A 15,114-nucleotide genomic window follows, 5' to 3' on the forward strand; every position below is an offset into this window, starting at 1 on the left:
ACCCATAAGTGAGGACGCCGTTGGACCTATTCCTGGGGCAGCGCTACCGCATTACCGAGCTCATCGGCACCGGCGGCGCTGCATCCGTACACCGCGCAACGGATGAGAACCTGGGACGCGAAGTTGCCGTGAAGCTGTTTCGGCCCACTGTGCAGGAAGACGACGACTACCGCCGGCAGCACACCGAAACGCTGCTCCTGGCGACGCTTAACCATCCGGGGCTGGTCACGCTCCTCGACGCCGGCGTGCACCACGACGAGGACGGCCACGTACTGAGCTACCTCGTGATGGAACTGGTGGACGGGCCGGATCTGCGCCGCACCCTCAAATCGGGTCCGCTGCCCCCGGTCTCTGTCGCATCGCTCGGCGCCGACCTGGCCGATGCACTTGCCTATGTGCATTCCCAGGGGGTCATCCACCGCGATGTGAAGCCGGCCAACATCCTGCTCTACCCGCAGGACCACGATTCACGGCTGTACCCCAAACTCACGGATTTCGGCATTGCCCGCATGGTGGAAGCCACGGTGGCTACCGCACACGGCGCGACCATCGGCACCGCGAATTACCTCAGCCCGGAGCAGGCCCAGGGCGGAGCGGTCCAGCCCTCAACGGATGTCTATTCGCTGGGCCTGGTACTCCTCGAATCGCTGACCGGAGAAAAGGCCTTCCCCGGCCCCATCGTGGAAGCGGCGGTCGCCCGCCTGCTCCGGGATCCCGAGGTACCAGCTGCCCTCGGCGAGGACTGGACGGATTTGCTGCGCGCCATGACGGCGCGGCTTCCTGACGTCCGCCCGGCAGCGCAGGATGCGGCGGCGGCACTGCGCCTGCTGGCGGCCGAACCCGATGTTGCTCTGGCAGTCGAAGACGCAGCAGTCCAGGAGGACGAGGAAGCCAGCACCGGTGGCATCACCACCGGTAATATCTACATCCCGCTTCCGCCGGACCACGCACCCAGCCTGGGTTAGGCAGTGTCAGGACCCGCCGTCCCCGGCGGCGTCAGTGTCCTCTTCCGGTTCAAAGTTCGAGGCTTCGTCGCCGCTTCCAGCCGCAACGCCGTCGTCCGACGCCGGGATAGTACCTTCCGGCCCAGCTCCGCCCTTCGCGTCCGAGCGCTCCTCCGGTTCCTGCCCGTCCTGCTCCCGGGGCTGGTGCTTGCCTGATTCAGCCATGACTGTCTCCCTTTGGCTGGTACCTCGGCCGCGCTGCCTGCCGTGACCGCTGACTTCCGATACTAGGCCACCATCCTTTAACTGGACAGGGACCTGGCTTCCCCGCCGAAGCGGTGGAAGCCAGGTCCCTGTAAAGTTCCGGACGGCTGTCCGGAGGCGTTTCCCGGCCCGCTAGGAAGCGTTCACTTCCCCGGCCGAAGACAGTCCGTTCCCCGCATCTGCGGCGTGCGGCACCGTGACCCGCGGGTCCACGGGCGCCGCCGTGGCTGCACCCTTGTTCTTTTTCGCGATCTGGATCTGCTCGTACACATGGTTGCGCAGTTCCACGAAACGCGGCAGCGAACGCGTGGTGAGCTGGTCGCGCTTTTCGGGCAGATCGATGATGATGTCTTCCTGGACGACGGTAGGTGAGCTGGACAGCACCACCACCCGCTCCCCCAGATAGACGGACTCGTCAATGTCGTGCGTGACGAAGAGGATGGTGACGCCCAGCTTCTCCCACACGTCACGGACCAGGTCCTCGAGGTCGGCCCGGGTCTGCGCGTCGACGGCGGCGAACGGCTCATCCATCAGCAGCACCTTGGGCTGGTAGGCGACGGCGCGGGCGATGGCCACACGCTGCTGCATACCGCCGGAAAGCTGCCAGGGGTAGCTGGTGGGCACGTGGGACAGGCCCACGGCCTCCAGCGCGTTGTCCACCAGCTGGTTCCGCTCGGCCTTGGCAATTCCGGCGTTCTTCAGGGGAAGCTCGACGTTGCCCCGGACCGTCATCCAGGGAAACAGGCTGCGCCCGTATTCCTGGAAGACCACTGCCATGTCCTTTGGCGGTTCGGTGACCTTCTTACCGGCCAGGACAACTTCGCCCGAGGTCGGCGCCATCAGGCCGGCGATGATCTTCAGCAGAGTCGTCTTGCCGCTGCCGGAGGGGCCCACCAGGCAGACCAGTTCCCCCGGACGCAGGTCGAAGGTCAGGTTCCGGACGGCTTCGATTTCGCCGGCGTCAACCTTGTAGATCTTCTGGATGCCCCGGACCGAAAGCAGCGGCTGGCCCTGGCCATCCGTGGGGTTACTCTGCATGTTCTACCTCTCTCAAACCGTGGTACCAGCCGAGAATGCGGCGTTCGGCCCACTGGAACATAAATGACATGGCCACACCGATCAGCCCAAGGACCACGATGCCGCTCCACATCTCCGGGATAGCGAAGGAGCGCTGGAACTGGACGATGGTGAAGCCGAGACCTTCGGAAGATGCGAACATCTCCGAAATCACCATCAGGATCAGACCGATGGACAGGCACTGCCGCACACCCGCCATGATCTGCGGGCTGGCGCTGGGCAGGACCAGGTAGCGCAGCCGGGCGACTCCGCTGATCCGGAACGTGCGGGCGGAATCGCTGAGCACGCCGTCGACCGCGCGGACGCCTTCGATGGTGTTCAGCAGCACCGGCCAGATGCAGCCCGAGACGATAACCGCGATCTTCATCTGGTCATTGACGCCGATGAGCAGCATCAGGACCGGAATAAGCACCGGCGGCGGAATGGCCCGGAAGAACTCCAGGACCGGTTCCAGCAGGTTCCGGAGCCAGCGCGTGGTGCCGACCAGGATGCCGAGCCCCGTGCCCAGGACGATTGCCAGCAGGATGCCGATGACCAGCCTGGTGAGGCTGGGCAGCACGTCCTCGACCAGCCGCTCCCCCGTCCAGACCGTAACGAGCTTGTCCACCAGCATGCCGGGCTTGGGGACAAAGAAGTTGGTGCTTCCCAGCGTGCTGATCCACCAGATGAAAATCAGCAGCGCTGGCAGTGCGACCAGGTAGCCGGCTTTCTTGAGCGTGTTCATACAACGACCTCCCCGCGGACCGAGCTGTGCCAGGACAGGGTGCGGCGTTCAATGAAGCGCATGCCCATGTTGATCAGGATGCCCAGCACGCCGGTGGTCAGCACGAGCGCGTACATCTGGGAAATCGCACCGCCGGACTGGGCGTTGGCGATCTCCTTGCCCAGCCCCGGAGAACCGATGATCAGGCTGGCGGTGATCGCCAGGATCAGGGCCACGGCTGCGGCCAGCCGGATGCCGGTCATCAGGTACGGAAGCGTGGTGGGCCACACGACGTACCGGATCCGGGCCAGCGGGCCCAGACCGAAGCTCTTGGCCGTGTTGCTGGCAACCGGGTCGACGTCCGCCACCCCGTACAGGACCTGGATCAGGACCTGCCAGAAGGACGCGTAGATCACCAGCAGAAGAGTCGATTCGAGCCTGAGTCCGAAGAGCAGCACTGCCAGCGGAATCAGGGCGACCGAAGGAATCGGCCGCAGGAACTCGATCGTGGAGTTGGTGGCCTTCCGCAGGAAGTCGCTGGAGCCGATCACCAGTCCCAGTACGATTGCTGCGGCAGTGGCGATGAGCAGGCCCAGGAACCAGCCTGTCATGGTATCCAGGACCGCGGTCCAGAAAGCTCCCAGGCCCAGATTGCTGAAAAAGACTCCCAGGACTTCACTGGCGGGCGGAAGGAAACGGGGATTGACCACGCCCAGCCGGGGAATCAGTTCCCAGGTCAGCAGGAATCCGAGGATTCCCGCCAAACCCAGCAACGGCCCCGTGGGGAGTCGTTTGGAGGTGTTCATAAGGTCTCGATCTGTCGAGGACGAAGTCCGGTGTTAGTCCTGTGCGGGCAGCATGGCGGCCAGGTCCGGCGCCTTGGAAAGCGTTCCGTAGCTTGCGGCAGCCTCGCCCAGGACGGTCAGGCCGTCACGGTCAAACTCTGCCCGGAAGGTCGGCAGGATCATCTTGGCGCGCATCTCCTCGTCGATCTTGGTGTAGGTGCCGACGATGTCGCGGACAGCGTCCGGATTCTCCTGCGCGTAGTCCAGTGACTTCTTCATTGCAGCCGTGAACTTTTCGACGAGTTCCGGGTTTTCCTGGGCGTACTGGCTTGAGGTGAAGTAGCCGGAGATGTCCAGGTTCTCGTGGGTCTCGGCGAAGTTGTAGGCAATCACACGGGCGCCGTTATCCACCGACTGGGTCAGGAACGGGTCCAGGATCCAGGCTGCGTCGACCTGGCCGCCTTCAATTGCGGCCGGAGCATCGGGGAAGGGGATCTCCACGAACTTGATGCTCTCCTGGTCGCCGCCGGCGTTCTCGACGACCTTGCGGATAGTGGTGTCACCGATGTTGGAGAGGTTGTTGACCGAGACGGTCTTGCCGGAGAGGTCCGCTGCAGTCTGGATGTCGGAGCCGGCCGGAACAACGACGGCGCCGAAGTCGGAGGAGGTGTCACCGGTGGTTGAGTTGCCGTTCGACACGAACTCCAGGTTCAGGCCCTTGTCATTGGCAACCATTACCGACACCACGTTGCCGAAGGCAAACTGGAAGTCGCCGCTGACGACGCCGGGAACAGCTGCTGCGCCGCCGGTGGTGGTCTGGATGTCGAGGTCGATCCCTTCCGCTTCGAAGAAACCCTGCTCCTTGCCAAGCCAGATAGGTGCGGTGTCGACGATCGGGATAACACCAACGGACAGCGCGGTCAGCCCGGCGGAGGCCTCAGCCTCCCCGGTGCTCTCGTCACCGGAAAGGGAACCGCCGCCACAGGCGCTGAGAGCGAGAGCCACCGTGGCAGCGAGGATGACGGGGACAGTACGTTTCACGAAAAGAGCTCCTTGTGCGTGGGGGACCCCGGTTGGACGGAGACGGGGCCGAGAACATCCTGCGGCAGCGAGTGTTCGCATGCTGAACAAGAGTTCTACAGGTAGACGCTATGAAATACGTCACTCTTCGTCAAGGAAAAAACGTGATTGGAGCCACATTCGATACCCGCACGTAATGTATCCGGACCGCCCGCAAAGAATGCGCGCAATGATGCGGAGCTCGGTTAGGCTGGAGGCTTTTTTAGCCCGTGCACCGCGGCGGCCGAGGCAACACCCAGGATCAGCAGGGCTCCGGCGGCCCCGGCGCTTACCCAGAAGGCTGCGGTGTGTCCGAACTCCTGTGCAAGCGGACCCGCGAGCCCGGAACCGAGCGCGCTCCCGGCGACCGTCCCGCTGGCGAGGAGGGTCATCACCGTACCCATCAGGTTCGGGGGTGCCAGTTGGGCGCCGATGCCGAAGATGCTGACCATGGTCGGTCCCACCGGGATGCCAAGGATGAAAAGGACCACGAGCATCTGCGGAATTCCGGCGGGCAGAAGCAGCAGCAGGGAGGCACCGGTCATGGCCAGTGCGGAGAGGGCCCAGCGCGCGGACTGGCTCAGCCGTTCCGGCCAGAAAGCAACCGACAGTGCTGCCACCGCGGAGCTGATGCCCATCACTGCGTAGAGCAGCCCCGCCGCATCGGAGATGCCGAAGGTGCCGCCAAAGGCGGTGAGGCTTGCCTGCGTGGCCCCAAAGAATGTCCCCATGGCCACCATTCCCAGGATCGGAAGGGCCAGCAGTGCCCACGTGCGCCAGACGCCGGCGGCTGACGGGCGCTCCGCGCCGGCGGCGCGGGCCTTCGCCCGGCCCCGGTTCGGACGCCGCCTTCCGGCAGGAGCCACCGTCTCGGCGGAGCGGTGCAGGGCAAAGGCCGCGACCATGGTTCCGGAGATCACCGCGGCCAGCGCCAGCGGAAGCCACGGCGCCACCGCCGCCGCAAGCAGGCCCACCAGGGCCGGGCCAAGGACAAAGCTCAGTTCATCCGCCATGCTCTCGTAGGACAGCGCCGTGCCGAGTTCCCGGCCGCTGCGGTCCCTGGCGGTCATGGCCATCCAGCGCACGCGCGCCAGCGGGCCTACCTGGGCCCCGGTGGCTCCCATGGCAAAGGCTGCTGCGAGCACAGCAGCCAGGGACCCGCCCGCAGGCAGCTGCGCTGCGGTAAAGAGGACGGCGAGGATCATCAGCGGGTTCACGACGGCGGCGCCAAGCAGCAGCGGACGCTGGCCGATGCGGTCCGCCAGGTATCCGAGCAGGGGACCTCCCACTGCTGAGCCCAGGCCTACAGCCCCGGCGGCGAACCCGCCCTGGGCATAGGAGCCGGTGATGCTGGTCACGAGGGTCAGCGCGCCGATCGTCAGCATCGCCAGGGGCAGCCGGGCAAGGAAGGCGACCGGGAAGAATGCTCTACCCGCGATGTCGAAGATCCGCGCGTAGCGGTTCCTGGGCTGCTGCTGCGGGGAAGGGGAAGCTGTGCCGGCCTCCGGGACTGGCTGCGCAGGCGGCACAGCGGACCGGGCACCGGGCCCGGCGGTTTGAGGCCCGGCGGGAGGCGATGGGGGCTGTTCAGGCTGCAGGGGATCTCGGGTCATTTTTCTGGCTCTGTTCACGCAAAACTGCGCATCGTCCCTCCTCCCGATGCGCCCGACCCGGTTACACCGTGATTCTACTACTCTCCCCTGTTCTTCCGCTGGTCAGGCCGGCAATGCTTCCGCGGCCCGGAACCGGATGCTGGACCCGTTGCGGCCCCGGGTAATCTGCAGCTGAGCACCAATGCGCTGCTTCATCTCCGCCACATGGCTGACCAGGCCCACCACTCTGCCTCCGTCTCGGAGCCCTTCCAAGGCATCCATCACCTGTTCCAGCGCTTCGTCGTCCAGGCTGCCGAACCCTTCATCGACAAAGAGCGTCTCCATGCTGGTGCCGCCCGATTCCTGCTGTACGACGTCGGCCAGCCCCAGTGCCAGCGCCAGCGATGCCATAAACGATTCCCCTCCGGAAAGGGTGGAAGTATCCCTGCGGACCCCGGTCCAGGCATCAATCACGTGCAGCCCGAGCCCGGCCTTGCGGTTTCCGGAACGGGAATCGTCGTGCACCAGCGAATACCGTCCAGCGGTCATTGCCGCCAGCCGTTCCGTTGCTGCGGCGGCGACCTGTTCCAGGCGGGCAGCCAGCACATAGGTACTCAGCGCCATGCGGTAATTGTTCTCACCGTTGCCCCGCGCGGTATCGGTCACCGATTGCAGCAGTTCAAACCGGCTGCGCAGGGGACGCATCGCTTCGGCTGCAGAGGCAAGCTCCCCGGCCAGTTCCTGGAGCGTTGCCGCGGACCCCTCCAGGAGGCCGACCTGGATGCCTCCGTCGGCGACAGCCTGGCGCGCGGAGTCTGCCGCCTCGGCGGCCTCGGCAATGTCCTCCTCATCCGGCATGGGCGCCGGTGCGCCGCCGTCGTCCTGCGCAGCTGCCGCGTCCTCGCTTTCGCGCCGCATGGCAAGGCGTGCTGTGTCGGCGTCGAGGGTATCGAGGGTGCTGCGGATCTGCTCTGCCTCGTGCGTCGGAAGCAGGGCGTTCCGGGCTTCATCCGCGTTGAGGAACCCGGTTCCTTCAAGGGCTTCGTCCAGCGCCTGCCGGCTGGTGGCCTGCGAATTCTCCGCGTAGGCAACGGCCTGCAGGGCCGAGCGCGCAGAGCCGCACAGCCTGCGGAGCGTGCGGAGCGAGGCGACCCGGTCCTGTAGCGTCGCCTCCCCCTTGCGCAGGTCCGCGCTGCGGCTGCGCAGTGCGGCGATGTCCTCGGCCGCCGAGCGGACCCGGGCCTCCGCCAGGGCTGCCTCCTGCAGCAGCTTGGACTCCGCTCCGCCCAGGCTTTCGATCTCCTCTTCCAGCGTCTGCAGGCGCGCCTCGGCTGCAGCCAGTTCCGCGGCGGCTGCTTCGGCCCGGTGCAGCTCGGCCGCCGCTGCTCCGCGTGCCCGCAGCGCGTCCTCGGAATCGGCGTCGCCGCCCTGTGACTGCAGTGCTGCGGCGGCGGCGGTGTCCGCTTCGGCTGCTGCCCTGGCTTCCTCCCACAGTTTTTCCGCCGCCTCGCTGCTGGCCCGGGCCGCAGTTTCCTCTTCCCGCGCCACAAACTTCCCGTTTTCGGGAAGCGGCGCGGGGTCTGGATGTTCGCAGCTGCCGCAGACGGGGCAGGCCTCCCCTGCCGCCAGCGAAGCCGCAAGTTCGGCAGCTGCCTGGTCGAGCCTGAGCTGCAGCAGGTCCTGCCAGCGACCGCGCCGGTCCTGGTACTCCTGCCGGGCGGCGGCAGCAGCTTCTGCTGAAACGGCTGCCGCTGCCTGGGCCTTGGCGTATCCGGCAATAACAGCCATCAGGTGGTCGGCCTGGTCCATCCGGTCCCGGGCGGATGCCGCTCCGGCAGCCGTGCTCCGCAGGTCCGGCAAGGCCCTACGCAGGCTGGACTGTTCAGTGCGCAGCTGGGCTGCGGCCGCGTGCCGCTGGGCAGCTTCTGCCCGGAGCTCACCTTCGAGGGCACGGTCCTTGTCCACCCCGCGCTCAAGGCCGGCGAGGCGCTCCGCGTCTGCCAGAGCCCCTTCGGCAGCGCCCAGCTCCGACGCCGTGGCTGTCTCCAAGCCATCCAGCTCCTGGGCACCGGGCCAGGTGCCGGCGACCGGCTCCCGGCAGCTGGCCGGCACCAGTGGCGCCATGCCTGCCGTGCCGGCGGCCTCGGCCAGTGCGGCCAGCGCGGAACCGGCATCCGCAGCTGCCTTCTCCACACTGCGCCCGGCGGAATCGCAGGCGGCCAGGTAACCGGCCAGGCCTTCAGCGCGCGCATGCGCTGCCAGGGCTCCGCGCAGCGGAACGCTGGCAGCCTGGCGGATCGAGAGCTCCCGCTCATCCGTTTCCAGCTGCAGCAGCGCCAGGCCCCGGGCCCGGCGCGATTGGAGCCGGTGCAGGCTGGCCTCAGCCTGGGACAGTTCGTTCCGCCGCTGTTCCTGTCCCGTGCGGAAGGCCGCGAGCCGGTCCGCCACTGCCGTTCGGATGGCCTCGAGCCAGGCAGCCGGGTCGCCGTCCGGCTCTGCGGAAAACGCCGCCCCGGACGCGTCGCCGGCACTCTGCTCTCCGGCACCGGGCAGGACCGCGTCTTCGTCCGCCAGGAGCCGCAGGGACCGGGACGCTTCGCTGCGCACCTGGGCCAGGATCAGATCCGTGGCGGATTGTGCCGCCGCCAGTTCCGACTGTGCAGCGGCCGTCTGGTCCCTGAGCTGCCGTTCAATCTCCTCAAAACGCCAGGTGCCAAACAGGCGCTGGAGCAGCTCGGCGCGCGAGGTGGCGTCGGCGCGCAGGAAGGCCGCGAAGTCACCCTGGGGCAGCATGACCACGCGGGTGAACTGTTCGCAGCTCATGCCCAGGAGGTCCTGGATTTCTGCTGCTGCTTCGTCGTTGCGGGTGGTTTTCTGCACCCATTCGCCGTGGACCAGTTCACGCAGCAGCGTGCGGGCCTGCTCCGTCACGGTCCCGGTGGCGCTTCCGGCCCGTTTGGCCGGACGCTCCCACTGCGGGCTGCGCACCACTTCGAAGCGCCGCGGCCCGGCACTGAAGTCCAGCACTACTTCGGGTGCTGTTCCGGGAGCAGCATGGTCGCTGCGGAGCTTCCGGGCAGCCTGCCGGGCGCCCGGGACGGAACCGTAGAGCGCGAAGCAGACCGCGTCCAGCACGCTGGTTTTCCCAGCACCGGTGGGGCCGTTCAGCAGGAACAGGCCCTGTGCCCCCAGCTCGTCGAAGTCGACAATCTGGCGCTCGGCGAAGGGGCCGAACGCCTGCATTTCCAGCCGGTGAATCCTCATTTGGCCACCTCCGCCGCGTTGACCTTCTCCAGGACTTCCACAAAGAGGTCTCTCTCCTCCGGGGCCGCTTCGCGGGAACGAACGTGATCCAGGAACCCGCAGCAGATATCCAGGTCATCGGTGGCCCGGGCCAGGCGCCGGCTGTAGCTCTCGTTAACGCCCCGGGTCCCCGAAGCAGGTTCGAACGCCAGCACAAGAGTCCCCGGGAACCGGGACCGGATGCGTTCCATGGCCTTGGCCGGACGGTCGTTGTCTGTCAATGTGACCTGGCACCAGGCGTCTTCCGAGGCGTTCAGGGCAGGGTCGGCCAGCAGCCCGTCCAGGGTTCCGCGGAGCACTTCGAGGCGTTTGGGGGCGTCCCAGGGCACGGGCGTGACGCTGACCAGGCCAGCGGATCCGATCTCAACCAGCAGCCCGCCCTTGGACTGGCGGGCCTCGGAGAATGAATATGGCAGCGGTGATCCGCTGTACCAGACGTTGGGGGCAAGCTCCTGCCGGCCGTGAAGGTGGCCCAGGGCAGCGTAGGTGAACCCGGTAAAGAGGTCCAGCGGGACCGCGCCGACACCGCCCACGGAGAGGTCCCGTTCGCTGTCCGAGGTGATCCCGCCGCTGGCGAAGGTATGGGCCATCACCAGGGGATGGACGGGCGTGCCCTCCGCTTCCCGGCGGGCGGTGTCCGCCCGGATCCGGCGGAGCGCCTCGCCCAGGACTCCGGCGTGGCTGGGTTGGATGTCCGCGCCGAGTTCGGGTGCCGCCAGCCGGGGCTCCAGATAGGGAATGCCGTAGACGGCCACGGTGGCCGGGCCGTCCTGCAGCAGCACCGGTGAGGTGATCGATTCGATTCCGGTGCGAAGGTGTACGCCGCCCTGCTCGAAGATCCGTCCGCCGAATCCCAGGCGGGCCGCTGAGTCGTGGTTGCCGCTGGTCAGGATGACGCGGGCGCCGGCTGCGGTGATGCCTGCCAGTGCCTCGTCCAGGAGCCGGACCACGTCGACCCCGGGAAGGGCGCGGTCGTACACGTCACCGGAGATCAGGACAGCGTCTACCCGGGAGCTCCGGACAGTCTCCAGCAGCTGGCTGAGGAACGCCCGCTGGGCTTCCAGCATGCCGACGCCGTGGAAGGAACGGCCTAGGTGCCAGTCTGAGGTGTGCAGGATTCGCATACCTTCAAACTACCGTCCAACGGTGACACCTCCGTTCCGCGGGGCGTGCCTGCGGAACGGAGGTGTCACTCGGAACGTAGGGTGTGCCGCCGCTATGGCCGCTTGGGTTCGGTGGTTCCGCCGGGGGCGTCCCCGTCTGCCGGACCTTCTGTGCTTTCGCTCTCAGGCTTGGCCGAGGCAGGCTTGGTTCCCGAGGCCGGGGCCGATTCTTCCTGGTCGAAGAATCCCCGGGCATCCTCCCGCTCCTGCGTACGGGCATCCTCAGCCCGCGTTCGCGCTCCGGTGTCCGGAGCGCCGGCAGCAACCGCGCCGGATGCAACAGTCGTGTCTGCGGCGGGTTCGTCAGCTGCCTCAACCTCGTCGAGGTACTCCTCCTCGGAGATTTCCGCTGCCGTGCTGCCGGCAAGATCCAGGCTGCGGTAGATCAGGCCGGTGATGGCAGCACCGAGCAGGGGTGCCAGCCAGAACAGCCAGAGCTGGCCCACGGCCCAGTTTTCGGCGAAGATCGCCGTCGCCGTCGAACGCGCGGGGTTAATGGATCCGCCCGTGATGGGAACCAGGAAGGTGAGCAGTGCGGCGTAGGTGACGCCGACGGCGAAGGCACCGGCAGCTGCGGAAAGCCGGCTTCCGGAACCCAGGAAGACGGCAGTGAGCAGCGCCGCGGCAATAACCTCGGTCAGCAGGGCACCGGCCAGCGGGAACTGGGTGGCGGAGTTTTCAGCAAAGCCGTTGGCAACGGCGGAGAAGAAGGGCTGCGTCTCGGGGATCTGGGGATGTCCGGTCATGGACACCCAGAGAATCACCGCAGCGAGGACCGCTCCGACCACCTGGGCCACGATGTAGGGAAGAACCGACTTCCAGTCCGTCCGTCCCGCCATGGCGCTGGCCACCGTGATGGTGGGAATGAAGTGGCCGCCGGAAATGTAGCCGAAGGCGACCATTGCCGCGGCAAGGACCAGACCGAAGGCCAGGGGCGCGGACAGGCCGCCGGTGGGGTTGAAGAAGGCGACGCCCAGGCCCACCAACACCACCAGGAAGGAGCCGGCCGCTTCGGCAACGCTGCGCCCAAGGAGCCCATACCCGCGAAGGTGCGTCAGGGATACGCTCTCGGTTTGTGTCCCAGCCCGGGCGGCTGGGAAGTGTGGCTCTGCAGTCATGGAGGAGGTGTTCCTAACGGTTGGAGACATGTGATTGCCGCGGACGGCAGGTGGCACCCGGCCGGAACGGGCCGGCGGCGTGCAAACCACCCAAGACTTCCATCGCTACCTGAGAGTCTGCTGGGTGCGCACTGAGCATACACTCGCGGACTTCCGGGCGGCAGTGACCCGGGGGCCACCTATGCTTGAGATGTGAAAGAATCCCCCGAATCAAGCCCTGGTTCCAAGGCTGAAGAGTCCGTAGACGCCGCTCATTTCCGGAACAAAGTCCACGGCTGCCTGCTCGGCGGAGCCCTCGGGGACGCCCTCGGCTACGCGGTGGAATTCGACTCGCTGGAGGGCATCAGGGACCGTTTCGGCGACACCGGGCTGACGGGCTTCAGCCAGCTGGCCGCTCCGGCTCCTGTTTCAGACGACACGCAGATGACCCTCTACACCGTGGACGGTCTAGTCGATGTGCTGCAGTGGGCCAACGATGGTGTGGGCGCCGATGAGACAGCCTGCCTGTGGCTCGCCTACCTGCGCTGGATGAAGACGCAGGGGCTGCAGCTTCCGGGCAATGCTCCCTACCAGTCCGACCGCTGGATCGACGGCCAGGAGGTCCTCCGCCACCGCCGGGACCCCGCCAATGGCTGCATCTCTGCCCTGATGACCGGAGAGATGGGAACCCGGTTCCGCCCGCTCAACCCGGATTCCAAGGAGAGCGGGGCCGTCACCCGCTCGGCACCTTTTGGCCTGCTGCCCTACGTCGCCGATGATGTCCTCTACCGGTTCAGCGCCGACGGCGCGGCGCTCACCCACGGACACGCTTCTGCCCTCCACAGTGCTGCTGTCTTCAGCACCCTCATCCATGACCTGCTGCCCGAAGGTGCCACTCTGCAGGCTGCGGCGGAACAGGCGGTGGAGCGCGCCGCTGCCGGCGATGTTCCGGAACTGACCGGCAGGCTCAGGGCCGCCGTCGCCCTCGCCGCTGAGCAGGACGTTGCGGCCGAACGCATGACCGAGGTTCTCGGTGAGGGCTGGGTCGCTGAAGAGGCGCTGGCCATCGGACTCTTCGCGGCCCTGTCCGCACGGCGTGCAGGCACACCGGAGGCGCAGTTCCGGAAGGCGATGGCGGTGGCCGTGAACCACGACGGCGACAGCGATGCGACAGCGTCGGTTGCCGGAAACATCCTCGGCGCACTGTACGGCCGGGAAGCCCTGCCCCAGGAATGGATCCAGGCCATCGATGCTGCCGACACCGTGGAAAAAATGGCCCAGGCGCTGATCCGCGTCACTGTGGGCTGACTCCGTACCGGCTGGCCGGGGCTGCTGGCTCCCGGGAACCGGCTACTGGCTGCCGAGCGGCCAGGTCCCGCCGATCATCTGCAGGAATTCGGCCTCGGAGAGCACTTCGATCCGCTGGCCGCGTTCGTGCAGGTCCAGCACCCGGCGGGCCTTGCCGGTCACCCGGCCGTTACGCAGGTCCCCCGCTTCGAACCCGTCGCCAACCACCAGCACCGTCGTCGAGCGGGTCACGGCACTGGCGGGGCGTGCCCCCAGTTCCGCTGCGCGGTCCTTCGCCTGCTGGCGCGGCATCCCCAGGTTGCCGGTAAACACCACGGTCTGGCCGAAGAGCGGGTGCCCCGGCTGGGCGGCTGGATTCGGTGGCGGATTGACCCCTTCGGACGGCCAGCTGTTCCAGCTCCCGGCAGTCTTCGCGGTTCCGGTCCCTCGTTCCAGCGCATCCCTCGTCGCCTTGGAGAGCGGGTCGATGCCGGGGCGGTAGGCCGGGGCATGGTTCGGCAACATGTTCTGGAGGGCGAAAAACTCCGCCAGCTCCGTGGCACCGGAGCGGCGGATAACGTCAATCATGATCCCGGCGCAGGCCCGTGCATCAGCGGTCGCGTCGTGGTGGTTTTCCAGCGGTACGCCGGCGGCCTCTGCCACGAAAGGCAGGGAGTGGGAGGGCAGCGAATAGGTCCGCCGGGAGAGCATAACGGTGCAGGCATAGTCATAGGCCGGACCGGGCAGCCCGGAGACTTCCAGAGCCGAGCGGATGACCCCCAGGTCGAAGGCCGCATTGTGCGCCACGAGCAGGTCCTGCCCGATGAACGCGCCGATTTCCGGGAACAGCTCACCGAACCGCGGCTTGCCCGCAACCATCGCGTCCTCGATGCCGTGGATGCCGGTGTTGCGCCGGTCAAAGAAGTCGTGGCCTTCCGGCGGCCGCATCAGCCAGGACGCTTCCTCGACGATCCTGCCGTCCCGGACCTTGCTCAGTCCCACCGAGCAGGGAGAACCCCGGAAACCGTTCGCCGTTTCAAAGTCGATGGAGGTGAAATCCACGCCCACGTCAGGACTCGTCGGCCGTGCGCTGGGCCTTCCTCCGGCGGTAGGAACGGATTTTCACTGTGATGTACCAGATGGCGGCCACCAGGACGGCAACGATCACGATCTTCTGGAAGACCCCGGCGTACTCTTCGACGATGTGCCAGCTCTCGCCGAGGAAGTAACCGGCGAACACAAAGATGCTGTTCCAGATCAGGCTGCCGGCCGTGGTCAGGGCCATGAACTTTAGCACCGGCATTCTCTCGATGCCGGCCGGGATGGAGATGAGGGACCGGAAGATCGGGATCATCCGGCCGAAGAACACGGCCTTGTACCCATGCCGGTCGAACCAGGCCTCAACCTTGTCCACGTCCTCGATATCAACCAGCGGGACCTTGGCGACGATGGCGCGCATCCGGTCCCGGCCCAGCCAGGCACCCAGCCCATACAGGGCCAGTGCACCGACCATGGAACCCAGGGTGGTCCAGATCAGGGCCGCCACGATCGAGAAGTTGCCCTGGCTGGCGGCGAAGCCGGCGAGGGGAAGGATAACTTCGCTGGGGAGTGGCGGAAAAAGGTTTTCCAGCGCGATGGCCAAGCCGGCACCAGGGGCGCCGATGGCCTCCATGATGTCCACGGCCCACTGGGCGACCCCTCCCAGGGCCGATCCGGAACTGGAGGGGTCAACTGAGGCGCTGATCAGGATACTCATATCGGAACCAATTGTGCCCTACTCCCCTGCCGGGCAAGAACGCGGCGGCGCGCCCCGGGTGCGGCCACCCGCAGATCACACCGC

General features: G+C 66.9%; 13 protein-coding genes. 2 read left to right on the top strand and 11 right to left on the bottom strand.

Features of this window, described 5'->3' with window-relative positions; all coding sequences use genetic code 11:
* Positions 1-20 precede the first annotated feature (20 nt).
* Positions 21-965 carry a serine/threonine-protein kinase gene (locus ArtHe_RS08725; protein ID WP_248319617.1) on the top strand — a complete coding sequence of 315 codons (945 nt, stop codon included), beginning with the start codon at positions 21-23 and terminating at the stop codon, positions 963-965.
* A gap of 6 nt (positions 966-971) precedes the next feature.
* Here the strand turns inward: ArtHe_RS08725 and ArtHe_RS08730 are convergent, their stop codons facing one another.
* The 9 genes from ArtHe_RS08730 to ArtHe_RS08770 form a co-directional block, all read right to left on the bottom strand.
* Positions 972-1,169 (bottom strand): hypothetical protein, encoded by a 198-nt coding sequence (locus ArtHe_RS08730; RefSeq protein ID WP_248319618.1) that lies wholly within the window; start codon positions 1,167-1,169, stop codon positions 972-974.
* A 171-nt stretch (positions 1,170-1,340) separates the two neighbouring features.
* Complete coding sequence (locus tag ArtHe_RS08735; RefSeq protein WP_248319619.1) at positions 1,341-2,246, bottom strand: ABC transporter ATP-binding protein; 906 nt, start codon at positions 2,244-2,246, stop codon at positions 1,341-1,343.
* The gene (locus ArtHe_RS08740; protein WP_066295415.1) at positions 2,236-3,009 is read right to left on the bottom strand and encodes an ABC transporter permease; all 774 of its coding nucleotides are present in this window, start codon (positions 3,007-3,009) and stop codon (positions 2,236-2,238) included. Before ArtHe_RS08740 ends, ArtHe_RS08735 begins: the two co-directional genes overlap by 11 nt.
* On the bottom strand, positions 3,006-3,794 hold the full coding sequence (locus tag ArtHe_RS08745; RefSeq protein WP_248316438.1) for an ABC transporter permease: 789 nt from the start codon (positions 3,792-3,794) through the stop codon (positions 3,006-3,008). Before ArtHe_RS08745 ends, ArtHe_RS08740 begins: the two co-directional genes overlap by 4 nt.
* Before the next feature lie 33 nt (positions 3,795-3,827).
* Positions 3,828-4,814 (bottom strand): ABC transporter substrate-binding protein, encoded by a 987-nt coding sequence (locus ArtHe_RS08750; protein WP_248316439.1) that lies wholly within the window; start codon positions 4,812-4,814, stop codon positions 3,828-3,830.
* A 224-nt stretch (positions 4,815-5,038) separates the two neighbouring features.
* Positions 5,039-6,445, bottom strand: a complete 1,407-nt coding sequence (locus ArtHe_RS08755) for an MFS transporter (RefSeq protein ID WP_248316441.1) — start codon at positions 6,443-6,445, stop codon at positions 5,039-5,041.
* A gap of 102 nt (positions 6,446-6,547) precedes the next feature.
* A complete protein-coding gene (locus ArtHe_RS08760) occupies positions 6,548-9,688 on the bottom strand; it encodes an SMC family ATPase (protein ID WP_248316442.1) in 3,141 nt (1,046 codons plus the stop codon).
* Positions 9,685-10,851, bottom strand: a complete 1,167-nt coding sequence (locus ArtHe_RS08765) for an exonuclease SbcCD subunit D (protein ID WP_248316443.1) — start codon at positions 10,849-10,851, stop codon at positions 9,685-9,687. The genes ArtHe_RS08760 and ArtHe_RS08765 overlap by 4 nt, the downstream gene beginning before the upstream one ends.
* A gap of 92 nt (positions 10,852-10,943) precedes the next feature.
* Complete coding sequence (locus ArtHe_RS08770; RefSeq protein WP_248316445.1) at positions 10,944-12,008, bottom strand: aquaporin; 1,065 nt, start codon at positions 12,006-12,008, stop codon at positions 10,944-10,946.
* 192 nt (positions 12,009-12,200) lie between these two features.
* Here ArtHe_RS08770 and ArtHe_RS08775 point away from each other — a divergent pair, with 192 nt between their 5' ends.
* The gene (locus ArtHe_RS08775) at positions 12,201-13,295 is read left to right on the top strand and encodes an ADP-ribosylglycohydrolase family protein (protein WP_349238345.1); all 1,095 of its coding nucleotides are present in this window, start codon (positions 12,201-12,203) and stop codon (positions 13,293-13,295) included.
* Between the two features lie 42 nt (positions 13,296-13,337).
* Here ArtHe_RS08775 and ArtHe_RS08780 read toward each other — a convergent pair whose 3' ends face one another.
* Complete coding sequence (locus tag ArtHe_RS08780; RefSeq protein WP_066295431.1) at positions 13,338-14,342, bottom strand: exonuclease domain-containing protein; 1,005 nt, start codon at positions 14,340-14,342, stop codon at positions 13,338-13,340.
* A gap of 1 nt (position 14,343) precedes the next feature.
* The gene (locus ArtHe_RS08785; RefSeq protein ID WP_066295433.1) at positions 14,344-15,030 is read right to left on the bottom strand and encodes a DedA family protein; all 687 of its coding nucleotides are present in this window, start codon (positions 15,028-15,030) and stop codon (positions 14,344-14,346) included.
* Positions 15,031-15,114 lie beyond the last annotated feature (84 nt).

This window comes from Arthrobacter sp. Helios (genome assembly GCF_023167125.1).
In the GTDB taxonomy this organism is placed as follows: Bacteria; Actinomycetota; Actinomycetes; order Actinomycetales; family Micrococcaceae; genus Arthrobacter_B; species Arthrobacter_B luteolus.

Coding starts and splice junctions, on each gene's coding strand:
- ArtHe_RS08730 (WP_248319618.1), bottom strand. CDS start 1,169: ATGGCTGAATCAGGCAAGCACCAGCCCCGGGAGCAGGACGGGCAGGAA.
- ArtHe_RS08735 (WP_248319619.1), bottom strand. CDS start 2,246: ATGCAGAGTAACCCCACGGATGGCCAGGGCCAGCCGCTGCTTTCGGTC.
- ArtHe_RS08740 (WP_066295415.1), bottom strand. CDS start 3,009: ATGAACACGCTCAAGAAAGCCGGCTACCTGGTCGCACTGCCAGCGCTG.
- ArtHe_RS08745 (WP_248316438.1), bottom strand. CDS start 3,794: ATGAACACCTCCAAACGACTCCCCACGGGGCCGTTGCTGGGTTTGGCG.
- ArtHe_RS08755 (WP_248316441.1), bottom strand. CDS start 6,445: ATGACCCGAGATCCCCTGCAGCCTGAACAGCCCCCATCGCCTCCCGCC.
- ArtHe_RS08760 (WP_248316442.1), bottom strand. CDS start 9,688: ATGAGGATTCACCGGCTGGAAATGCAGGCGTTCGGCCCCTTCGCCGAG.
- ArtHe_RS08765 (WP_248316443.1), bottom strand. CDS start 10,851: ATGCGAATCCTGCACACCTCAGACTGGCACCTAGGCCGTTCCTTCCAC.
- ArtHe_RS08770 (WP_248316445.1), bottom strand. CDS start 12,008: ATGACTGCAGAGCCACACTTCCCAGCCGCCCGGGCTGGGACACAAACC.
- ArtHe_RS08785 (WP_066295433.1), bottom strand. CDS start 15,030: ATGAGTATCCTGATCAGCGCCTCAGTTGACCCCTCCAGTTCCGGATCG.